The 22516-nt window shown below is 71.5% G+C and carries 17 protein-coding genes; 9 read left to right on the plus strand and 8 right to left on the minus strand.

Annotated elements, in window-relative coordinates:
• Positions 1-235: 235 nt before the first annotated feature.
• A complete protein-coding gene (locus AB0A97_RS19805; protein ID WP_361151380.1) occupies positions 236-2857 on the minus strand; it encodes an FtsX-like permease family protein in 2622 nt (873 codons plus the stop codon).
• A gap of 3 nt (positions 2858-2860) precedes the next feature.
• Positions 2861-3607, minus strand: coding sequence for an ABC transporter ATP-binding protein (locus AB0A97_RS19810; protein WP_361151382.1), 747 nt, complete (start codon positions 3605-3607; stop codon positions 2861-2863).
• A 409-nt stretch (positions 3608-4016) separates the two neighbouring features.
• On the opposite strand from AB0A97_RS19810, the gene AB0A97_RS19815 reads away from it, so the two are divergent.
• The 4 genes from AB0A97_RS19815 to AB0A97_RS19830 all read left to right on the plus strand — a co-directional run bounded on the left by AB0A97_RS19815 (position 4017) and on the right by AB0A97_RS19830 (position 7419).
• Positions 4017-5042, plus strand: a complete 1026-nt coding sequence (locus AB0A97_RS19815; protein WP_361151384.1) for a class I SAM-dependent methyltransferase — start codon at positions 4017-4019, stop codon at positions 5040-5042.
• 34 nt (positions 5043-5076) lie between these two features.
• The gene (locus tag AB0A97_RS19820; protein WP_361151387.1) at positions 5077-6099 is read left to right on the plus strand and encodes a histidinol-phosphate transaminase; all 1023 of its coding nucleotides are present in this window, start codon (positions 5077-5079) and stop codon (positions 6097-6099) included.
• Positions 6100-6189: 90 nt separating this feature from the next.
• On the plus strand, positions 6190-6399 hold the full coding sequence (locus tag AB0A97_RS19825; RefSeq protein WP_030999949.1) for an MbtH family protein: 210 nt from the start codon (positions 6190-6192) through the stop codon (positions 6397-6399).
• A 42-nt stretch (positions 6400-6441) separates the two neighbouring features.
• Complete coding sequence (locus tag AB0A97_RS19830) at positions 6442-7419, plus strand: TauD/TfdA family dioxygenase (RefSeq protein ID WP_361151389.1); 978 nt, start codon at positions 6442-6444, stop codon at positions 7417-7419.
• A gap of 60 nt (positions 7420-7479) precedes the next feature.
• Here AB0A97_RS19830 and AB0A97_RS19835 read toward each other — a convergent pair whose 3' ends face one another.
• The gene (locus AB0A97_RS19835) at positions 7480-8469 is read right to left on the minus strand and encodes a hypothetical protein (RefSeq protein WP_361151392.1); all 990 of its coding nucleotides are present in this window, start codon (positions 8467-8469) and stop codon (positions 7480-7482) included.
• A 745-nt stretch (positions 8470-9214) separates the two neighbouring features.
• On the opposite strand from AB0A97_RS19835, the gene dxs reads away from it, so the two are divergent.
• The 3 genes from dxs to AB0A97_RS19850 all read left to right on the plus strand — a co-directional run bounded on the left by dxs (position 9215) and on the right by AB0A97_RS19850 (position 13794).
• Positions 9215-11185: a 1-deoxy-D-xylulose-5-phosphate synthase gene (dxs, locus tag AB0A97_RS19840; RefSeq protein ID WP_361151395.1), complete on the plus strand. Its 1971-nt coding sequence runs from the start codon at positions 9215-9217 to the stop codon at positions 11183-11185.
• A 373-nt stretch (positions 11186-11558) separates the two neighbouring features.
• Positions 11559-13172, plus strand: a complete 1614-nt coding sequence (locus AB0A97_RS19845; protein WP_361151397.1) for an amino acid permease — start codon at positions 11559-11561, stop codon at positions 13170-13172.
• A 97-nt stretch (positions 13173-13269) separates the two neighbouring features.
• Positions 13270-13794, plus strand: coding sequence for an NUDIX domain-containing protein (locus tag AB0A97_RS19850; protein WP_361151400.1), 525 nt, complete (start codon positions 13270-13272; stop codon positions 13792-13794).
• Positions 13795-13836: 42 nt separating this feature from the next.
• Here the strand turns inward: AB0A97_RS19850 and AB0A97_RS19855 are convergent, their stop codons facing one another.
• Together AB0A97_RS19855 and AB0A97_RS19860 are read right to left on the minus strand one after the other, a co-directional pair.
• Positions 13837-15963 carry a 3-hydroxyacyl-CoA dehydrogenase NAD-binding domain-containing protein gene (locus AB0A97_RS19855; protein WP_361151402.1) on the minus strand — a complete coding sequence of 709 codons (2127 nt, stop codon included), beginning with the start codon at positions 15961-15963 and terminating at the stop codon, positions 13837-13839.
• Positions 15960-17180, minus strand: coding sequence for an acetyl-CoA C-acyltransferase (locus AB0A97_RS19860; RefSeq protein WP_125044407.1), 1221 nt, complete (start codon positions 17178-17180; stop codon positions 15960-15962). The genes AB0A97_RS19855 and AB0A97_RS19860 overlap by 4 nt, the downstream gene beginning before the upstream one ends.
• Before the next feature lie 294 nt (positions 17181-17474).
• On the opposite strand from AB0A97_RS19860, the gene AB0A97_RS19865 reads away from it, so the two are divergent.
• The gene (locus AB0A97_RS19865) at positions 17475-18140 is read left to right on the plus strand and encodes a PepSY domain-containing protein (protein WP_361151404.1); all 666 of its coding nucleotides are present in this window, start codon (positions 17475-17477) and stop codon (positions 18138-18140) included.
• Positions 18141-18237: 97 nt separating this feature from the next.
• On the opposite strand, the gene AB0A97_RS19870 is transcribed toward AB0A97_RS19865, so the two are convergent.
• The 3 genes from AB0A97_RS19870 to AB0A97_RS19880 form a co-directional block, all read right to left on the minus strand.
• Entirely contained in the window at positions 18238-19512 is a 1275-nt protein-coding gene (locus AB0A97_RS19870) for a ribonuclease D (RefSeq protein ID WP_361151406.1), read from the minus strand.
• An 83-nt stretch (positions 19513-19595) separates the two neighbouring features.
• Complete coding sequence (locus tag AB0A97_RS19875; RefSeq protein WP_003985651.1) at positions 19596-20258, minus strand: response regulator transcription factor; 663 nt, start codon at positions 20256-20258, stop codon at positions 19596-19598.
• A gap of 408 nt (positions 20259-20666) precedes the next feature.
• Positions 20667-21323: a DUF3000 domain-containing protein gene (locus AB0A97_RS19880; RefSeq protein ID WP_361151410.1), complete on the minus strand. Its 657-nt coding sequence runs from the start codon at positions 21321-21323 to the stop codon at positions 20667-20669.
• Between the two features lie 102 nt (positions 21324-21425).
• On the opposite strand from AB0A97_RS19880, the gene hemE reads away from it, so the two are divergent.
• Positions 21426-22493: a uroporphyrinogen decarboxylase gene (gene hemE / locus AB0A97_RS19885; RefSeq protein ID WP_361151412.1), complete on the plus strand. Its 1068-nt coding sequence runs from the start codon at positions 21426-21428 to the stop codon at positions 22491-22493.
• The last annotated feature ends 23 nt before the right edge of the window (positions 22494-22516 follow it).

Below are 22516 nucleotides of genomic sequence, written 5' to 3' on the forward strand. Positions count from 1 at the left end.
CGGGCGGTGGTGTGGTTTCTAAGCTGGGGGTTCCGCGGGACGCGCCGCCAGTGCGCGTCGTGCGCTACGTTCGCACCTGTCTACGCCGGCGGGGGGGGGGGGGGGCCCCGGGGGGGGCCCCCCCCCGGCGCGGGCCGGCGCCGGGACAGGACGGCGCCGGCGGGAGGCCGGCCCGGCAGGTTCCACGCGGGGGTCGTGGGCTGCCGGACCGGCTGGTCAAGAGGGGACGGGCGGCTCATCCCACGCCCGTCAGCACCGGTTCCTGCGTGCTGGGCGCCTCGTCCTCCTCGGCGGCACGGCCGGAGGAGCGGAGCTGGAGCAGGGTGGGTACGAGGGTGGCGAGCATGGCGACGAGCAGGCAGCCGGCCAGCACCGAGCCCATCTCCAGCCACGGCACCGGGAATTCGGCGCCTTCACCGGACTCGGACAGCGCCCGGCTCATCCCGATCATCGTCACCCCGTCCGCGAGGACGCCCAGCACCCCGCCGACGGCCACCACGGTCAGCGTCTCCCACACGACGGTGCGCAGCACCTGCCCGCGGGTCGCGCCGATCTTGCGCATCAGCGTGATGCCCTCGGCCCGCTCCCCGGCCGCCATGACCAGGGTGTTGGCGATGGCGATACCGGTGTAGAGCATCGCCATGCCCAGCAGCACCAGGACCAGGATGCGGCCCTCTTCCTGCGTGGCGGAGGCGCGCTCGGCCAGCCAGCTGTCCCGGTCCTGCGCGGTCGCGCCGTACCCGTCCGCGACCTTCTGGGCGGCGGCCGTCGCGGCGGCGTGGCCGGCACCCGGCTCCAGGGACAGGTAGACGGCGTTCGTCATCGTGTCGGGCGCGTGCCGGGCCAGCGTGTCCTGCGGGAACAGCACCGGGGGCAGCCCCGCCGACGAGCTGAGCACCGCGGCGACCTTCACCCGGACCTTGGTGGCGTCGGCGAGGTAGACGTCGACCTCTTCACCCGTCCGCCAGCCCAACTGCCCGGCCACCAGTTTCGTCACCGCCACGGTGTTGCCGCGCAGATCGCCCAGCGACCCCTTGACCGGGTCCAGCCGCAGAGCGCCGGACAGGTTCTTCGGGTCCACCGCGCCGATGCCGCTCGACATCACGTAACTGGAGCCGACGAGGAAACCGCTGGTCTCGGAGACCGGCGAGGCGGCCCGGACACCGGGGGCCGAGGACAGTTCGCGCACCGCGGCGGAGGGCAGACCCGCCCCGCCCCCGGAGGCGACCACCACGTCGGCCTTCAGGTGCTTGCGCGCGTCGGCGACGGTGGTCGCCGAACTCGCGTTGGTGACGCCGATGATGGATCCGGCGACGGCCACCGTGACGAGGATGGGGGCGGCGGCCGAGGCGGTCCTGCGCACCGCGGCGCGGGCGTTGTCGCCGGCCAGCGAGCCGGTGATGTGGGTGACCGCGGCCAGCGGGAAGGTCGCCAGCCGGACCAGCGGCGGCACGAGCAGCGGCGAGAAGGCCACCATCGTCACGACCAGGATCTCGGTCAGCACCAGCGAGATCACCACGGCACCGTCGCTGCCCGCCTGGGGCAGCATGACCAGCAGGAGCAGCGACATGCCCAGGAACACCGAGCCGGTGATCCAGCGGCCGGTCGTCATCACCCGGGTCTCCACCGCGGAGTCCCGCATGGTCTCGGCCGGGCGGACCTTCGCGGCCCGGCGGGAGGCGGCGAACACCCCGAGCAGCGCCACGCCGAGCCCCACGAAGAAGCTGATCAGCAGGATCAGCGGGGACGCGGGGACCTCGAAGTCCTTGGGCGCCATGCCGAAGGAGGACAGCACCGAGGCGAGCAACTGGCCGCCGGCGACCCCGATGCCGCAGCCCGCGGCCGAGGCGACGACGCCCAGCACCGCCGACTCCGCCATGATCATGCGGCGTACCTGGGGCGGAGCGGCGCCGATGGTGCGCAGCAGGGCCAGTTCCCGGCGCCGCTGGGCGATGGCGAAGGCGAAGGTGCCCGACACCACGAAGATCGACACGAAGCCGGCGATCACCGCCATGACGGCGAGCAGGGTGGCGACGTCACCGAGCGCCGCGGCGCGCGAGGCGGCGGTCAGGTCACCGCCCTTGGCGGCGCCGGTCCCGGCCTTGAGGGACTTGTCCGGGAGTACGGCCTTGATCCGGCCGGCCAGCTCGGTGGCCGACGTACCCGGCTCGGCGAGCACGGCCACCGCGTCGGCACGGTCCGGGGCCGCCGACAGCCGCTGCGCGGTGGCGTCGGAGAAGAAGACGGTGGCCTCACCGGGCACCCCGCCCTTGCCGGGCGGGGCCGCGACCCCGGCGACGGTCATCTCCCGCCGGCCCTGCGGGGTCACCACGGGGACCTTGTCGCCGACGGCAGCGCCGGCGCGCTTCGCCAGCGAGGCGGCGAGCACGACCTGGTCGTCGCCGGCGGGCGCGCGGCCCTCGGTGAGACGGAACGGGGTGAGCTGGGCACTGGACCAGCCGTGGCCGACCGGGCGGTCGGCTGTGTCCCCGGCGTCCCCGGCCACCACCTGGGCGGGCAGCGAGCGGTCGATGACGGCCTGCCGTACCCCGGGCACCCCGCGGACCGCTTCGGCGGTCCGCCGCGCGTGGTCCAGGCGGTGCGGGGAGGTGGCGGTCTGGCGCTGGTCGTACGCGCCGCCGCCGGAGCCGAAGTCGACCGTGAAGGACTGGCCGACCCGGACCACGACGGCCGCGGCGTCGTAACGCCCGGGGCTGCTGGGCTTCGAGGAGCCCCGGGTGGCGTCGAGGACCTGACCGGTACTGGCGATCAGCGCGACACCGAGCGCCAGCGCGATGAAGGTGCCGGCGAACAGCGCCCATCTGGTGCGCAGGGTGGAAAGAGCGATGGACAGCATCCGTCAGCCACCCAGCCGTGCCATGTGCTCGCTCACCGCGGCCACCGTCGGAGCCATCAGTTCGCCGTGCACCGCACCGTCGGACAGGAAGAGCACCCGGTCCGCCCAGGAGGCGGCGACCGGATCGTGGGTGACCATGACCACCGTCTGCCCCGCGTGGTCCACCACGGACCGCAGCAGGCCCAGCACCTCACGGCTGGTGTTGGTGTCCAGGGCACCGGTCGGCTCGTCGGCGAACAGCACGTCGGGCTGGCTGATCAGGGCGCGGGCGATGGCCACCCGCTGCTGCTGGCCGCCGGACATCTCGGCCGGCCGGTGGCCGCCCCGGTCGCCGAGGCCCACCTGCTGGAGCGCGGTGTCCACCTGTGCGCGGGTCGGGCGCTGCCCGGCCAGCCGCATCGGCAGGGCCACGTTCTTACGGGCGTTCAGCGACGGCATGAGGTTGAAGGACTGGAAGACGAAACCGATCCGCTCCCGGCGCAGCCTGGTCAGCTCCGTCTCGGACAGCGCGCTGATGTCGGTGGTGCCGATGAACACCCGGCCCGAGGTGGGGCGGTCCAGGCCCGCCGCGCACTGGAGCAAGGTGCTCTTGCCCGAGCCCGAAGGACCCATCACCGCGGTGAACGACCCGCGGCCGAAGGCACAGTGCACACCGCGCAGGGCGGGAACCTTGCTGTTGCCGCGGCCGTACAGCCTGGCCACCGCGCTGAGTGTCACGGCCTGCTCGACGCCGACTCCGGTGACGGGCACTTCTCCTCCTCGGCCTTGGGGTCCGTGCACGGTCGTGTCCACGGCGTGCCGCCAGTCAACCGGTGCGGGGCCGGGGTGCGCACGGGCGCCACATCCCGTCTTCCGGGTGGAGAAAACTCCACCCGGCCGTACCGGGGACACGTTCCGCTCCCGGTTTCCGCGCCCGGCCGGGAACACGGCCGGACAGCCGCGCGGACAGCGCGGACGGACCCGGGCGAAGCAGTCGCGGATGCTCGGAAGGACCTGCTTCTTTTCGCGTCAGCTTACAGAGGTGGCGCCCCGGTCGGTGGCGCACGACAGTAAGCAACTGGAAGCAGCGGCCGGGTGGGTAACGGGACCGACCGGCCGGCCGCTGCGACAGCGCGGACGAATTCGCGAACCTTCACAGAGAACGGGGGACATGGCCAGCATGAGCGGCACAATCACCGGGGACACCACCGGGAACACCACCGACTACAAAAAGTCTGCGGAGCTGTTCAATTCGACCATCGCCACCTGGGCGGTGAGCGCGGCCTGGGACATCGGAATCTTCGAGGTACTGGACGGCGCCGACGCCTTCGACATTCCCGCGTACGCGGCGGAGAAGAAGCTGCACGAGCCCTCGCTGCGGGCGACGGTCCGCGCGCTCACGTACGCGGAGGTGGTGGAGGTCGACGGCGACCGCGTCACCCGCGGCGCGACCTTCGGGGAATTCTCCCGGTCGAAGGGCCTTTTCCAGTGGCTGACGAAGGGATACGGCTCGCTCTTCCAGCGCATGGGCGAGGTGACGTACACCGCGGGACGCAGTGGCGACTTCATCCGACGGGACTCCACCGCGGTGAGCATCGCCTGCCGCGACGTGAATGAGGTCTTCATGGACGAGGCGTTCTTCGGCGCCCTCGACGGTCTGGAGTTCTCGGTCGCCGCCGACCTCGGCTGCGGCAGTGGCGAGCGGCTGGTGCAGCTCGCCAAGCGTGACCCGTCGGTGCGCTGCGTCGGCATCGACATCGCCAAGGGCGCCATCGAGGTCGGCGAGAAGGCACTGGCCGAGAACGGCATGCAGCACCGGGTGAAGCTGATCCAGGGCGACGCCCGAAAGCTCAGCCAGTACCCGGAGTTCGCGGACGTCGAGCTGATGACGTCCTACCTCATGGGACACGACTTCTGGCCGCGAGAGGACTGTGTGGCGCTGCTGCGCAGCATCCGCACCGAACTCCCGAACCTCAAGTATTTCCTGCTGTGCGACACCCACCGGGACACCACGAATCCGGTGACCGAACTCCCCGTGTTCACCCTGGGATTCGAGACCGCACACGCGCTGATGGGTCAGTACATCCCCACCCACGCGGAATGGGAGTCGGTCTTCGAAGAGGCCGGCTGGAAGTGCACCAAGCAGCATGTGTACAGCACGCCTTCGAGCACCGTCATCTTCCAGCTGGAGCCGGTTTCCGCCTGACCGGGAAACGGCAGAGTGAAGAGGATGGAATGTAGTGCCGCACACCACTGAAACCGCCACGCCGCTGCACCGGCTGGCACTGAACGAAACGCCGTACCCGCCGCTGCCCGAGGTACGGAAGGCCCTGGCGGATTCCGTCGCCGAAATCAACCGCTATCCGCAGTTCTACGCGGACGACCTGATGGAGGTCATCGCCGCGTGGCGCGGGGTCTCCGTCGATTCCGTGATGGTCGGCAGCGGCTCGGTCGGCGTGGCCCTGCAGACCCTGCAGGCGTACATCCAGGAACCCGGTGACCAGGTCCTGTACGCCTGGCGGGCGTTCGACGCGTACCCGATCATCGCCGACATGGCGGGCGCGGAGCGCGTCGAGGTGCCGCTGACCCCCGACGGTGAGCAGGACCTGCCGCGGATGCGGGCGGCGGTGACCGACCGGACCCGCGTGGTGATCCTGTGCAACCCGCACAACCCGACCGGCACCGTGATCGGGCGCCAGGCCCTGGACGACTTCCTGACGTCGCTGCCGCAGGACGTGCTGGTGATCCTCGACGAGGCGTACACCGAGTTCGCCTGCGACGCCGACGACCTGCCGCAGGGACTGGACCTGCTGCGCGCGGGACACCACGTGCTGAGCCTGCGCACCTTCTCCAAGGCGTACGGCCTCGCCGGGCTGCGCATCGGCTACGGCCTCGCCGCACCCGAGGTCGTCAAGCGGGTACGGGCCATGTCCGTGCCGTACAGCATCAGCGAACTGGCCCACACGGCCGTCGCGGCCTCCATCGGAGCCGAGGCGGACCTGGACCGGCGGATCACCGAGATCAGCACCGAACGCGCCCGCGTACAGGCCGGGTTGCGCGCCCAGGGGTGGCGGGTCCTGGAGAGCCGGGCGAACTTCGTCTGGCTGGACGAGCCGGAGCGCGCCGCGTCGTTCCACGCGGCCTGCGCGGACCGGGGCGTACAGGTGCGCCTGTACCCCGACGAGGGCATCCGGCTGACGATCGGCACCGCCGAGTCCAACGACCTGGTGCTGGCCGCCGCCCGGCAGGCCGCCGCGGGCTGACCGCGCTCCGCCCCACCCGGCGCCGACCGGCGCCCCCTTTCGCCCGCGCGGACGACGCTCCCGGCGGGCCGTTATCCGGAAGGAACCACCATGGCCAACCCGTTCGAGGACGCGGACGGCAGCTACCTGGTACTGGTCAACGACGAGGGACAGCACTCCCTGTGGCCGGACTTCATCGAGGTCCCCGCGGGCTGGGAGACCGTCCACGGCAAGGACAGCCGGGCGGCGTGCCTCGCCTACATCAACGCCCACTGGACCGACATGCGGCCCGCGAGCCTGGTGCGGCAGCCGGCGGCCTGAACCGCCGCGTTCGGGCCTTCCGCAGGACTGGAGAAGCAAAAAGTGCACAAGCTGGTGTTGACCGCCGAGGAGCGGGAGAACATCGACGCCCTCATCGACGGCATCGTCGCCACCGACGAGAACTGGGACCCGATGGCGGCCATGGACCACGCCGCCGAGGCGGCGCCGTCGCTGCCGCTGCGCCTGCGCGCGTTCCTGGCACAGGCGCGCGCCGAGGAGTCGGACGTCACCGTCGTGTCCGGTCTCCCGATCCACCCCGGCCTTCCCCCCACGCCGAGCGGGTGGGACCTCGCCGCGAAGTCCGGTGCGGGCCACCGTGAGGAAGTGGCCCTGCTGCTGTGCGGCACCGCGCTGGGCGATCCCTTCGGCTGGGAGAGTCAGCAGGACGGGCGCATCGTCCACGACGTCTGCCCGGCGCCCGGCATGGAGTCCTCGCTGACCAGCGCCAGCAGCGCCAAGACGCTGTCGCTGCACACCGAGGACGTCTTCCACCCGTGCCGCGCGGACTACGTCTCGCTGCTTTGCTTGCGCAATCCTGACGCGGTGGGTACCACGGTCACCCGGGTCAGTTCCCTGGATTTCCCGGAATCCCTGCGCAACACGTTGCGGGAGCCCAGATTCCGCTTTTACCCGGACGACTCCCACACCGGGACTTCACTCGCCGGAAACGCGGACGACGAGGTCGGCGGCACAGCCGCCGGAATGACCGGGCCGGTACTTTTCGGGCCCGAGCACGCGCCGTATCTGCGGTTCGACATCGACTTCATGTCGGGAGAGGACGCAGAGGCCGCCGAAGCCGTCATTGCCACTCAGGAAATCCTGAGCAATGCGGCGGGCCGGGTCGCTCTCGAACCCGGTGACGCAGTATTCATCGACAATTATCAGGTGGTACACGGACGGGAACCCTTTGCCGCCCGCTACGACGGAAAGGACCGCTGGCTGAAGCGCCTCAACATCAGCCGGGACATCCGCCGGCTGTACACGCACAGCGCGAGCCGCTCCCGGATCATTCCCGCCTGAGCGGCGCACACGAGGAAACCGCCGGCGGTACACCGTGCCGCCGGCGGTCGTGGTCGGCTGTCACCGGCAGAGCGCCGGCTCGGGCAGCAGGCCGCTCAGCCAGTCGTCGGCCGGGTCGTCCAGTCCGGTGACGCCCCGGTCGCGCAGCAGTGCCCGCCCCAGGGGAGTGAGTTCGTGCCGGGCGGTGTTGCGGTCGCGGTGGGTGGCGATCAGGCCGGCGCCGCGCAGCACCGCCGTGTGCTGGCTGGCGCCCGGGCCCGAGATGCCCAGCCAGCGGGCCAGTTCCCCCGTGGTGCGGCTGACGACCAGGGCCTCCAGCACGCTGGCCCGGGTGGCGCCGACCAGTGCCGCGAGGGCGTGCCCCTCCTCCTCGGGCTCCGACCAGAACGTCTCCGGGTCGGGTATCGGGCCGGTCGAGAGCAGCAACTGCCGCTGCCCCTGCGGCTCGGCCAGATCCAGCAGGTGCCCCTGCCGCGGCGGCAGGAAGAGGGACGGGACCAGCAGCAGCCCCCGCCCGTCGAGCTTGATGTCCTCGTCCCGTTCGTGCGGCAGCTCCAGCACCGGCGTCGACCAGCGGCCGCCGCCCTGCAGACTGGACAGCAGGTGCTCGACGCCGCCGACGGCCAGCGTCCGTTCCAGCGAAGCCTGTTCGGCCTGGACGCGGCCGCGGATACGTGACCAGTACGGCGCCACCGCGACCCGCCAGAACTCGTGGACGGCGTCCGCCAGCCGCTCCACCGTCTCCCCGATGCGCACCAGCGCGATCCGGACCTCCTGAGCCTTCCCCTGGAGCAGCCGCAGCAGCGCGCCGGGGGACGGGAACAAGCGGGACAGCTTTTTGAGCAGCGGCAGATTCCTGCCCAGCTTCGGAAAGACTTTCAGCTGCCATTCGGTCAGTCCCGCCGCTCCGGGACCCGACAGCGACCGCAGTGCGAAAAACGTTTCTACATGCGGCGCGACGGTGGTGCTCACGCGCAGCCTTAACAGGTCGTTCAGTGTGCAGTGGATGCGCTGCGAGGAGACACCGGAAAAACGTCTGCTGGGATTCATAGGAATCGACTCTGCCTCCTGCACCTGCGCGCCGAGGTCGGTCGATCCGCCTGGCGACGCAAGTACCCAAGGGGCTGCCCTGGGGAGGTCACCGCGTGAATGCATTGACTTACGCATAGAAGTGTGTTCCGTCGCCCCGTCCGGAACCCCCCGTTACAGATGACTGTCCGCAGGCTAACTGATACGGATGGGGTAGCGCTACCTCTACCCCCGCGAATGCCCTGTCAAATTTGCAAAACGGAACTTTGCCGATATTTCCCGTGCCGACCCGCCCTCATGGGTGGCAACTGTGGCAACTGCGACACCCTGCGGCGTTCCGGGCGGGTGGCGCGAGGCGGTCGGCGCACACCCGGATGGCGCAGTGGCGGCCGTTCCGTAAGTGACGGTCGGAAGGGCGGGGCCCGGCGGTCGCCGCGCCCTTCGGTCTCCAGGGTGCGGCGAGGGTGACGGCGGGCTGTCCGGGCGGGCCCGAGAGCGGCGTCAGGCCGCCGGCCGCCCCCGTTCGCGGGGTCGCATACGCGCCTGAGGGCAGGTTTTCGGTCGAAGGTCACGACCGCCGGGGGAGCAGAGCCGCAAAACGGCCATCCGCGTGACATACATCGCACGGCCCGTTCTCCGCCGTCGCAAGCGGAACATTAGACTCGGCGGATCGGCAAGCTCGACCAGCCAGAGCCAGCTACAACCAGGCGAATCTGCACGAAGCAGCACGAATCGCTCGAACCAGCTCGACAGCAAGGAGGCACGGGTGGCGCTGCTGACCCGCATCAAGGGACCGCGCGATCTGGACCGACTCGGACCGGAGCAGCTGGAGAAGCTGGCGGGGGAGATCCGTACCTTCCTCGTCGACGCCGTCTCCAAGACCGGCGGGCACCTCGGCCCCAACCTCGGCGTGGTCGAGCTGACCATCGCCCTGCACCGGGTCTTCGAGTCCCCGAAGGACAAGGTGCTGTGGGACACCGGGCACCAGTCCTACGTCCACAAGCTGCTCACCGGCCGGCAGGACTTCTCGAAGCTGAAGATGAAGGGCGGCCTGTCCGGCTACCCCTCGCAGGCCGAGTCCGAGCACGACGTCATCGAGAACAGCCACGCCTCCACCGTGCTGGGCTGGGCCGACGGCCTGGCCAAGGCCAACGAGGTACTGCGCAAAAACGATCATGTCGTCGCGGTGATCGGGGACGGCGCGCTGACCGGCGGCATGGCCTGGGAGGCGCTGAACAACATCGCGACGGCCAAGGACCGCCCCCTGGTCATCGTCGTCAACGACAACGAACGCTCCTACGCGCCGACCATCGGCGGCCTCGCCAACCACCTCGCCACCCTGCGCACCACCGACGGCTACGAGCGCTTCCTCGCCCGCGGCAAGGACCTGCTGGAGCGCACCCCGGTCGTCGGCCGGCCGCTGTACGAGACCCTGCACGGCGCCAAGAAGGGCCTGAAGGACTTCATCGCGCCGCAGGGCATGTTCGAGGACCTGGGGCTGAAGTACGTCGGGCCGATCGACGGCCACGACATCGAGGCCCTGGAGTCGGCGCTGCAGCGCGCCAAGCGCTTCGGCGGCCCGGTCATCGTGCACTGCCTCACCGAGAAGGGCCGCGGCTACCAGCCCGCCCTCCAGGACGAGGCGGACCGCTTCCACGCCGTCGGCAAGATCCACCCCGACACGGGCCTGCCCATCGCCTCCTCCGGCGCCGACTGGACCTCCGTCTTCGGCGAGGAGATGGTCGAGCTCGGCCGCGAGCGCTCCGACATCGTCGCGATCACGGCCGCCATGCTGCAGCCGGTCGGCCTGGACAAGTTCGCCAAGGCGTTCCCGGACCGGGTCTACGACGTCGGCATCGCCGAGCAGCACGGCGCCGTCTCCGCCGCGGGCCTGGCCACCGGCGGCCTGCACCCGGTCTTCGCGGTCTACGCCACCTTCCTCAACCGCGCCTTCGACCAGGTCCTGATGGACGTGGCGCTGCACAAGTGCGGCGTCACCTTCGTCCTGGACCGGGCCGGTGTCACCGGCACCGACGGCGCGTCGCACAACGGCATGTGGGACATGTCGATCCTCCAGGTCGTGCCCGGCCTGCGGATCGCGGCCCCGCGCGACGCCGAGCAGGTCCGCGCCCAGCTGCGCGAGGCCGTCGACGTGGACGACGCCCCGACCGTCGTGCGCTACTCCAAGGGCGCGGTCGGCCCGGCCGTGCAGGCCGTGGGCCGGGTGGGTGGCATGGACGTGCTGCGCGAGCCCGGCGAGGGCGTCGAGCGGCCCGACGTGCTGCTGGTGTCGGTGGGCGCGCTGGCACCGATGTGCCTGGAGATCGCCGATCTGCTCGACAAGCAGGGCATCTCGACGACGGTGGTGGACCCGCGCTGGGTCAAGCCGGTCGACGCGGCGCTGCCGGGCCTCGCCGACGCGCACCGCGTCGTGGTCACGGTCGAGGACAACAGCCGTTCGGGCGGTGTCGGCTCCGCCGTCGCGCAGGCGCTGCGGGACGCGGGCGTGGACGTGCCGCTGCGGGACTTCGGTATCCCGGAGCGGTTCCTCGACCACGCCTCGCGCAAGGAGATCCTGGCCGAGATCGGGCTCACCGCGCCGGACATCGCCCGGCAGGTGACCGGCCTCGTCTCCAAGATCGACGGCCGTTACGAGGACACGGACCGGTCCGTGGACTCGGCGGAGTCGGTGGCCGCCGCGGACGGCGCCGGGCGGGCGGAGGCCGCCCGCGACTGACGGCGGCCGACGCCGACGGCAGAAGGAACCGGCCGGGCCGGTTCCTTCTGTGGGGGTTGTGCGCGCGTCCCGTGGACATGCCGGCACGATCGTCTGACCGCTCGTACCGGCGGTTCACACCGGACGCATACATGCCGCCCAAGGCGGCACAAACCCGGCGCGCAACTCTGCACAAACATCGCTGAACGGTCATACGATGGGCTGGTGGGCCACCCGAACGGGTGCAACCACCGGCCCGTCGGCATATCCACCCGTCCGTACCATCGGGTGAATCCCCGCCGCGTGCAGGCCCGCCGCACCGTACTCGTCCCGACCATTGCGCAGACTCGGGCAGTTCACGAGTCGCGACGGTTGTCCAGGCGGAGGTTGGCCCATGAGCAGCACACAACGGGGCACGGGAAGCGGACCGGAGCACGGCGGCGGCACGGACCCCGTCCGGGGACGCCGCGGCGGCCTGTTCCGGACCAAGACGGTCGAGGAGTCGATCCGGGACACCGAGGAGCCGGAGCACGCGCTCAAGAAGTCCCTCTCCGCCCTCGACCTGACGGTCTTCGGCGTCGGTGTGGTCATCGGCACCGGCATCTTCGTCCTCACCGGAAAGATCGCCAAGGAGACGGCGGGACCGGCCGTCGCCCTCTCCTTCGTCGCCGCCGGCCTGGTCTGCGCACTGGCCGCGCTCTGCTACGCGGAGTTCGCCTCGACCGTGCCGGTCGCCGGCTCCGCGTACACCTTCTCCTACGCCTCCCTCGGCGAGCTGCCCGCCTGGATCATCGGCTGGGACCTGGTGCTGGAGCTGGCGCTGGGCTGCGCGGTGGTCGCCGTCGGCTGGTCCGGCTACGTCCGCTCGCTGCTGGACACCGCCGGGATCCACCTGCCGCAGGGACTGTCCGGCACGCACGAGGGCGCCTTCGGGTTCGACCTGCTCGCGTGCGTCCTGGTCCTCGTCCTGACGGCGATCCTCGTCGTCGGGATGAAGCTGTCGTCCCGCGTGACCTCGGTGATCGTCGGTATCAAGGTCACCGTCGTCCTGCTCGTCATCATCGCGGGCGCCTTCTTCGTCACCGGCGCCAACTACGACCCGTTCATCCCGCCGAGCCGGGCCACCGAGGGCAGCGACGGCCTCGCGGCGCCGCTGTCGCAGCTCGTCTTCGGCTTCACTCCGGCCGACTTCGGCGTGATGGGCGTCTTCGCGGCCGCCGCGGTCGTCTTCTTCGCCTTCATCGGCTTCGACATCGTCGCCACCGCCGCCGAGGAGACCCGCCTGCCGCAGCGCGACGTACCGCGCGGCATCCTCGGCTCGCTCGCCATCTGCACGGTGCTGTACGTCGCCGTGTCGATCGTCGTCACCGGGATGCAGAAGTACAGCGAACTGTCCACGGACGCCCCGCTCGCCGACGCGTTCAAGGCTGTCGGGCACCCGTTCTGGGCCGGACTGATCAGCTTCGGCGCCGCCGTCGGCCTGACCTCGGTCTGCATGATCCTGCTGCTCGGCCAGAGCCGGGTCTTCTTCGCGATGAGCCGCGACGGCCTGCTGCCGAAGCTGTTCTCGCAGGTCCACCCGCGCTTCGGCACCCCGTACCGCTCGACCGTCGCGCTGGGCGTCGTGGTCGCCGTCGTCGCCGGTTTCACCTCGATCGACGAACTCGCCGAACTGGTCAACATCGGCACCCTGTTCGCCTTCGTCGTGGTCGCGCTCGGCGTCGTCATCCTGCGCCGCTCCCGCCCCGACCTGCCCCGTTCCTTCCGCACGCCGCTGGTGCCCTTCGTCCCGGCCCTGTCGGTCCTGGCCTCGCTGTGGCTGATGTTCAACCTGCCCGCGGAGACCTGGCTGCGGTTCGGGGTGTGGATGCTGCTCGGCTTCGTCGTGTACTTCGCGTACGGGCGCGGCCACAGCCGGATGAACCGCCGGACCGACGGACGTACGGGGCGGACTACCGGCGAGGGGAACGCGGCCGGCGGTCCGGCGGAGCCCGGGCAGGGGAGCTGAGCGAGCGCGGCCACCGGAGCGCTCATGGTGTCCAACTGGGCACGGGAGCAAGGGAAAACCTTTGCCGCGAGACGTGGCCCCGGCCTACGCTGCCCGGATGCCCGAAACCACCACGCCGCCCCGGCCCGCCGCCCCCGTACGCCGCTCCGCCCGCGTCCTGCTCCTCGGCACGGACGACAGTCTGCTGCTCTTCCGCGGCCACCTGGACCCCGCCCGCCCGGACGCCGGACACTGCTGGTTCACCCCCGGCGGCAGCGTGGACGACGGGGAGTCGCTGCGCGAGGCGGCGGCGCGGGAGCTGGCGGAGGAGACCGGCCTGCGGGTGGCGCCCGAGGTGCTGGGGCCGCTGGTCGCCCGTACCTCCGGATACGCCGAACTGCCCTGGGCGAGCGGCGTGTTCGAGGACGTCTTCTTCCTGCACCGCGTCGCTCCGTACCCGGTCGACACCAGCGGCTTCAAGGAACACGAGCACGCCTCCGTCACGGGCCACCGCTGGTGGCCCGTGGACGAACTGGCGACGACGGCCGAGACCGTCTTCCCGTACGGGCTGCCGCCGCTGCTCGCGGATCTGCGCGACGGCCGGACGCCGTCCGTACCCGTACAACTGCCCTGGCACCACTGAGAACAGCGGTACCAGGGCAGCCGGTGAAGCGGACGTTCCGCCTTACGCCGGTACGCTCGCCACGCCCGGGGCCAGGAACTTCTTGCCGTTGACGCGCTCCGAGACACCCGCGCGGTCCAGGTACGGCGTGATGCCGCCCAGGTGGAAGGGCCAGCCGGCGCCGGTGATCAGGCACAGGTCGATGTCCTGCGCCTCGGCGACGACACCCTCGTCCAGCATCAGGCCGATCTCCTGCGCCACGGCGTCCAGGACGCGGTCCCGCACCTGCTCCTCGGTCAGCACCGAGTCGCCCTGCTTGAGCAGCGCCTTGACCTCCGGGTCCAGCTCCGGCTTGCCGGAGTCGTACACGTAGAAGCCGCGCTTGCCGGCCTTGACCACGGCGGCCAGGTTCGGCGAGACGGTGAAGCGCTCCGGGAAGGCGCCGTGCAGCGTCTCGGAGACGTGCAGGCCGATCGCCGGGCCGACCAGCTCCAGCAGCACCAGCGGCGACATCGGCAGACCGAGCGGCTCGACGGCCTTCTCGGCGGTCTCGACGGGGGTGCCCTCGTCGATGACGTTCTGGATCTCGCCCATGAAGCGGGTCAGGATGCGGTTGACCACGAACGCCGGGGCGTCCTTGACCAGCACGGCCGTCTTCTTCAGCGACTTGGCGACGGAGAAGGCGGTGGCCAGCGACGCGTCGTCGGTCTGCTCGGCGCGCACGATCTCCAGCAGCGGCAGGATCGCGACCGGGTTGAAGAAGTGGAAGCCCACGACCCGCTCGGGGTGCTTGAGCTTGGACGCCATCTCGGTGACCGACAGTGAGGAGGTGTTGGTGGCGAGCACGGCGTGCTCCGGCACGACCGCCTCGACCTCGGCGAACACCTGCTGCTTGACGCCCATCTCCTCGAAGACGGCCTCGATGACGAAGTCCGCGTCGCCGAACGCGGTGGCCTTGTCGAGGTGGCCGCTGACCAGCCCCTTGAGGCGGTTGGCCTTGTCCTGGTTGACGCGGCCCTTCAGGAGCAGCTTGTCGATCTCGCCGTGGACGTACTCCACGCCCTTGTCGATCCGCGCCTGGTCGATGTCGGTGAGGACCACCGGCACCTCCAGGCGGCGCGCGAACAGCAGCGCCAGTTGCGAGGCCATCAGGCCCGCGCCGACCACGCCCACCTTGGTCACCGGGCGGGCGAGGGACTTGTCCGGGGCACCGGCCGGGCGCTTCGCGCGCTTCTGCACCAGGTTGAACGAGTAGATGCCGCTGCGCAGCTCGCCGCCCATGATCAGGTCGGCGAGGGCCTGGTCTTCCGCGTCGAAGCCCTGGCGCAGGTCGCCGTTCTTGGCCGCCGCGATGATGTCCAGCGCGCGGTACGCGGCCGGAGCGGCGCCGTGCACCTTGCTGTCCGCGATGCCCTTGCCGCGCTGTACGGCCTGGTCCCACGCCTCGCCGCGGTCGACGTCGGCCCGTACGACCTCGGTGTCGCCCTTGAGGACCGAGGCGGTCCACAGCAGTGACTGCTCCAGGAAGTCCGCGCCCTCGAAGATCGCGTCGGCGATGCCCAGGTCGTAGACCTGCTCACCCTTGAGCTGCTTGTTCTGGTTGAGCGAGTTCTCGATGATCACCGAGACCGCGCGGTCGGCGCCGATCAGGTTCGGCAGCAGGACGCAGCCGCCCCAGCCGGGCACCAGGCCGAGGAAGACCTCGGGCAGCGAGAAGGCGGGCAGCGCCTTGGAGACGGTGCGGTACGTGCAGTGCAGACCGACCTCGACGCCGCCGCCCATCGCGGCGCCGTTGTAGTACGCGAAGGTCGGCACGGCCAGGCCGGACAGCCGCTTGAAGACGTCGTGGCCGCCCTTGCCGATGGCCAGCGCGTCCTCGTGCCGCTTGAGCAGCTCGACGCCCTTGAGGTCGGCGCCGACGGCGAAGATGAACGGCTTGCCGGTGATGCCGACACCGACGATCTTGTTGTCCGCGGCCTCCGCCTCGACCTGGTCGAGCGCCGCGTTCAGGTTCGCCAGCGACTGCGGGCCGAAGGTGGTCGGCTTGGTGTGGTCCAGGCCGTTGTCCAGCGTGATCAGCGCGAAGGCGCCGGCGCCCGGCAGCTCCAGGTGCCGTACGTGCGCCTGGGTGACGACCTCGTCCGGGAACAGCTCGGCCGCGCCCTTCAGCAACTCGGTGGTGGTGGTCACTTGCCTGCTCCCTCGAAGTGCGGGTTCTCCCAGATGACCGTGCCGCCCATGCCGAAGCCGACGCACATGGTCGTGATGCCGTAGCGGACCTGCGGCTGCTCCTCGAACTGCCGCGCGAGCTGCGTCATCAGCCGCACGCCGGACGAGGCGAGGGGGTGACCGTAGGCGATCGCGCCGCCGTACTGGTTGACGCGCGGGTCGTCGTCCGCGATGCCGTAGTGGTCCAGCAGCGACAGGACCTGGACGGCGAACGCCTCGTTGATCTCGAAGAGACCGATGTCGTCGATGGTCAGGCCCGCCTTGGCGAGGGCCTTCTCGGTCGCCGGGACCGGGCCGATGCCCATGACCTCGGGCTCGACGCCCGCGAAGGCGTAGTCCACCAGGCGCATCTTGACCGGCAGGCCCAGCTCGCGGGCCACGTCCTCGGCGGCGATCAGCGAGGCGGTGGCGCCGTCGTTCAGACCGGCCGCGTTGCCCGCGGTGACCCGGCCGTGCGGGCGGAACGGCGTCTTGAGGCCCGCCAGGTTCTCCAGCGTGGTGCCGGGCCGCATCGGCTCGTCGGCGGTGACCAGGCCCCAGCCGGTCTCGCCGGCCTCCGCGTTGGTGCGGCGCACCGAGATCGGCACCAGGTCGGCCTGGATCTTGCCGTCGGCGTACGCCTTGGCGGCCTTCTCCTGGCTGCGCACGGCGTACTCGTCGGCGCGCTGCTTGGTGAGGTGCGGCAGGCGGTCGTGCAGGTTCTCCGCCGTCATGCCCATGAAGAGGGCCGACTGGTCGACCAGCTTCTCGCTGACGAAGCGCGGGTTGGGGTCGACGCCCTCGCCCATGGGGTGGCGGCCCATGTGCTCGACGCCGCCGGCCACGGCGATGTCGTACGCACCGAAGGAGACGCCGCCGGCGATGCTCGTCACGGCGGTCATGGCGCCGGCGCACATCCGGTCCACGGAGAAGCCGGGGACGGACTGCGGGAGGCCGGCCAGGATGCCGGCGGTACGGCCCAGGGTCAGGCCCTGGTCGCCGATCTGGGTGGTGGCGGCGAGGGCGACCTCGTCGATCCGGGCCGGGTCGAGGTCCGGGTTGCGGCGCAGCAGCTCCCGGATGCACTTGACGACCAGGTCGTCGGCGCGGGTCTCGTGGTAGATGCCCTTCGGGCCCGCCTTGCCGAACGGGGTGCGGACGCCGTCGACGAAGACGACGTCCCTAGCGGTACGAGGCACGTTGGCTCTCCTCCAGGTGCGGGATGGCACTGCTGCGGGCGCGCCCGGAGGCGCGTCACGTCCCTCATGCTACTTGCGGGTAACCGGGCTGCCCAGCCCCTCCGGGGTAAGCGGCGAAGGTCACAATGTCGACTTCGCCGACGGGGGCCGGGCGCGGGCGGGGCGCCCCCGGTGCGTGAGCGAACGGCGGCCGGGCACTCGGGGTGGTGAGGTGGGCCGGGTGCGCGGTGTCGGGGGGCAAGAGGAACATCACGGACCTATCGTGCCCCTATGGATACGGATGGGAGCGGTGGTATGACCAAGCGTGTTCGAGGTGCCGGGGCTGTGTGCGCCGTCGCGGCGGCGGGGGCGCTGCTGGCCGGATGCGGGGACGACGGCGGGGGAGGCGGGAAGGAGAGCTCGCCCTCGGCATCGGCCACGGCCACGGCGCCGTCGCCGTCGGACGGGGAGTCTTCCGGGGCCTCGGGGCAGATGACCGAGGACCAGCGTTCCCGCAAGGCGCTCGTCCCCGAGGCCAAGGTCTCGTACGACAAGGCACTGAAGGCCGCGACGGAGGCCGTGGCGGACTCGAAGCCGGTGTCGGTGGAGTTGAAGCGGGGAGCCGGCGGCAAGCCCGAGTGGCACGCGAAGGTGGCGGCCTCGGACGGTACGGAGAGCACCGTACGGGTCGACGCGGTGACCGGTGAGGCGGACAAGCCGCAGACCAAGAACGAGGACGCCGACGACAAGAAGGAACTGGCGGACCGGCTCGACCGGGCCCGCGTCACGGCGCAGCAGGCGGCGGACACGGCGACCGGGAAGAAGAGCGGCACGGTCACGGCCGTGGAGCTGGACACCAACGACCAGAAGAAGGAGATCTGGTCGGTGGACGTGGTGACCAGGAACGACTGGAACAAGACCACGTACGACGTGGACGCGGCCAACCGGAAGGTCCTGCGCGAGCACGTCGACCGGGACTGAGCCGAGAGGATGCCGACCGGGACTGAGCCGGCGGGGCACGTCGACCGGGACTGAGCTGGCGGGGGCGGGCCGGGGTTCCCGGTCCGCCCCCGGAGGATCAGGCTCCGGTGGTGTGCAGGGCCTCGGTGAGGATCGGGGCGACCTGTTCGATCTGCCAGGGACGGGCGCCGTGGCCGGCCAGGACGGCGGCCACTGTCTCCTCGGCGGCATCGGCGGGCGGCTCCCAGCACAGGCGCCGCACCGTGTCGGGGGTGATCAGGTTCTCCTGCGGGAGGTTCAGCTCCTCGGCGAGCGCGGTCACCGCGGCGCGGGCGGCGGAGAGCCGGGCCGCGGCGGCCGGGTCCTTGTCGGCCCACGAACGGGGCGGCGGGGGACCGTTCAGCGGCTGGCCGGGCTGCGGCAGCTCGCTGTCCGGCAGGGCGCGGGCGCGGTCCACGGCGGCCTGCCACTGTTCGAGCTGGCGGCGGCCCATCCGGTGTCCGAAGCCGTTGAGCGCGGCGAGCGCGTGCGCGTTGGGCGGCAGGTTCAGCGCCGCCTCGATGATCGCGGCGTCGCCGAGCACCTTGCCCGGTGAGACGTCGCGCCGCTGGGCGACCTGGTCCCGGGCGGTCCACAGTTCCCGTACGACGGCCATCTGCCGGCGGCGGCGCACCTTGTGCATGCCGGACGTACGGCGCCAGGGGTCCTTGCGGGGCGGTGCCGGGGGAGCGGCGGCGATGGCCGCGAACTCCTGGTGCGCCCACTCCAGCTTGCCCTGCCGGTCCAGCTCCTCCTCCAGGGCGTCGCGGAGGTCCACCAGCAGTTCGACGTCGAGCGCGGCGTAGCGCAGCCAGGGCTCCGGCAGCGGGCGGGTGGACCAGTCCACCGCGGAGTGGCCCTTCTCCAGGGCGTAGCCGAGGACGTTCTCCACCATCGCGCCGAGGCCGACCCGGGCGAAGCCCGCGAGGCGCCCGGCCAGCTCGGTGTCGAAGAGCCGGGCGGGGATCATGCCTATGTCGCGCAGACACGGCAGGTCCTGGGTGGCGGCGTGCAGGACCCACTCGGCGTCGGCGACGGCGTCGCCCAGCGCCGAGAGGTCGGGGCAGCCGACCGGGTCGATCAGTACGCTGCCCGCGCCTTCGCGGCGCAGTTGTACGAGGTAGGCGCGCTGGCCGTAGCGGTAGCCGGAGGCCCGCTCGGCGTCCACCGCCACCGGACCCGTGCCGGCCGCGAAGGCCGACACGACTTCGGCAAGTTCCTCGGCCGTCGCCGTCACGGCGGGGGTGCCCTCGCGCGGTTCCAGTAGAGGGACCGGCGCCGGGCGGGTGTCCGGAGGGGAGTCTCCGGTTGTTCGCAGTGTCGAGTCTTCTGCGGTCTTTTGGGCGTCGGTCACCAGGCAAGGGTATCTGTGTATGCACGGCGCCCGCCGAGGGAACGTTCCCTCGACGGGCGTGACGGCGGGTTCGGGGTCGGGAGTCAGTGGATGATGCCGGTGCGCAGGGCGACGGCGACCATGCCGGCCCGGTCGCCGGTGCCCAGCTTGCGGGCGATGCGGGCGAGGTGGCTCTTGACGGTCAGTGCCGACAGGCCCATCGAGACGCCGATGGCCTTGTTGGACTGGCCCTCCGCAACCAGTCGCAGCACCTCGACCTCACGGCCGGACAGTTCGCGGTAGCCGCCCGGGTGGCCGGGGGCGCCCGGGGGGCGGCGGTGCATCCGGGCGGCGTTGGCGCCGATGGGTGCGGCACCGGGGCGGCCCGGCAGGCCGAGGTTGGTACGGGTGCCGGTGACGACGTATCCCTTGACGCCGCCGGCCAGGGCGTTGCGTACGGCGCCGATGTCGTCGGCGGCGGAGAGGGCGAGGCCGTTGGGCCACCCCGCGGCCCGGGTCTCGGACAGCAGGGTCAGGCCGGAGCCGTCGGGCAGGTGGACGTCGGCAACGCAGATGTCGCGCGGGCTGCCGACGCGGGGACGGGCCTCCGCGATGGACGACGCCTCGATCACGTCACGCACGCCGAGCGCCCACAGGTGGCGGGTGACGGTGGAGCGGACGCGAGGGTCGGCCACGACGACCATGGCCGTCGGCTTGTTCGGGCGGTAGGCGACCAGGCTCGAAGGTTGCTCGAGGAGAACTGACACCGGGCCTCCTGGGGGGAGTGGCGGGACGGATGCCGACATGTGGGGGCGAGTCGGAATGCTCCGTCTTTGAAGGGTCACTGACCTCTTCGGCACCAAACCGGGTCGACTTTAGAGTTTGATCTCAACTGAGTTGGTTCATTTCGGTCAAATCGGTCGCTTGATCGACTTTGGAGTGACCTGGCGGCGGAAGGTTGCCGTGAAGGCGTTCGAGCGTCGCGGAGCAGGCCGGGACCTGCCACCCGGTCGGGCCGGGCGGCACGGGGTGCGGACGGCCGCGCGCGCTCCCCGGCGCAACAACGCGCCGGGCGGTCCACGCTCCGGCGTATCCACGAGCGGAGGTAACCACGCCCCGCCGTATCCACGAGCGGGGCGACATCCACGCGCCGGCGCAACGGCGCGCCGGGCGCGTCAGCGCGCCTGCGGCCCCCGGCGCTGCGGCAGCGGTACGACCCCGCCGCGCGGTGACGGCTCGGGAGCCACCGGCGGCAGCCCCGCCACCTGGCACAGCAGGTCGCACCACGCGCAGAGGTGGGCCGCGAGGTCCGGCACACCGCCCTGCCCCTCCTCCGGGGTCCACGAGGCACGCATCTCGATCTGGGTCGCCGGTGCCCGCTCCGCGAGCCCGCCGAAGTAGTGCGAACTGGCACGGGTGACCGTGCCGCTGGGCTCCCCGTACCGCACGCCACGGGCGTCCAGCGCCCCGGTCAGCCAGGACCAGGACACCTCCGGCAGCAGCGGGTCGGAGCCCATCTCCGGCTCCAGCTCGGCGCGCGCCAGCGTCACCACGCGGAAGGTGCCCTGCCAGGCGTCGTGCCCGGCCGGGTCGTGCAGCAGCACCAGTCTGCCGTCGGCGAGGTCGGTGTCCTCCCCCTCCGGGCCGGTGCCCGGCTCGACGACCGCTGCCTCCAGCGCGTACGCGTAGGGCGCGAGGCGCTTGGGCGCGGGCGTCGGCTCGATCTCGATCTCGGGACGCAGCCGTGCCGCGCGGAGCGCCTCGACCGCCTGACGGAAGGGGATGGGGACATTGTCCGCGCTGTCCGTGAGGTGTTCGTGAGCCGCAGCCATGCCCGGAAGGTTAGGCGGAAGGAGCCGCTCGGTGAGGGAGGACACCCGGTGCGCGCGTCGCCCATTCGGAGGCGCCCTCGCGCGCGTGCGAAGATTTGGTGCGTGAGCGCCAACGACCGCCCGACGGGCCAGCAGCAGACCGCTACGTACGACTCGGCCTTCCTCAGGGCCTGCCGGCGGGAGCCGGTGCCGCACACGCCGGTGTGGTTCATGCGCCAGGCCGGGCGGTCGCTGCCCGAGTACCGCAAGGTCCGCGAGGGCACCGCGATGCTGGAATCCTGCATGATGCCGGAGCTGGTCACCGAGATCACCCTCCAGCCGGTCCGCCGGCACGGCGTCGACGCGGCGATCTACTTCAGCGACATTGTCGTGCCCCTGAAGGCCATCGGCATCGACCTGGACATCAAGCCGGGCGTCGGCCCGGTCGTCGAGCGGCCGATCCGTACGCGTGCCGACCTGGAGCGGCTGCGCCCGCTGGAGCCTGAGGACGTCACGTACGTCGCGGAGGCGGTGCGGATGCTGGTGGGCGAGCTGGGTGCCACCCCCCTCATCGGATTCGCGGGCGCGCCCTTCACCCTCGCCAGCTACCTCGTCGAGGGCGGTCCGTCCCGCAACCACGAGCACACCAAGGCGATGATGTACGGCGACCCGCAGCTCTGGGCCGACCTGCTCGACCGCCTGGCGGGCATCACCTCCGCCTTCCTGAAGGTGCAGATCGAGGCGGGCGCGAGCGCCGTGCAGCTCTTCGACTCCTGGGTGGGCGCGCTGGCCCCCGCCGACTACCGCCGCTCCGTCATGCCCGCCTCCGCGAAGGTCTTCGAGGCGGTGTCCGGGTACGGCGTCCCGCGCATCCACTTCGGCGTCGGCACCGGTGAGCTGCTGGGCCTGATGGGCGAGGCGGGTGCGGACGTGGTGGGCGTCGACTGGCGGGTGCCGCTGGACGAGGCGGCCCGCCGGGTCGGACCCGGCAAGGCGCTCCAGGGCAACATCGACCCGGCGGTGCTGTTCGCGCCGCGCGAGGCCGTGGCGGGCAAGGCCCGCGAGGTGCTGGACGCCGCCGCCGGCCTGGAGGGCCACATCTTCAACCTGGGCCACGGCGTGCTGCCGAACACCGACCCGGCCGCGCTGACCCGCCTCGTCGAGTACGTCCACGAGCAGACGGCGCGCTGACCTGACGGGCGCGCTGACCTGAC

The organism is Streptomyces sp. NPDC045470 (assembly GCF_040646595.1).
Lineage (GTDB): Bacteria > Actinomycetota > Actinomycetes > Streptomycetales > Streptomycetaceae > Streptomyces.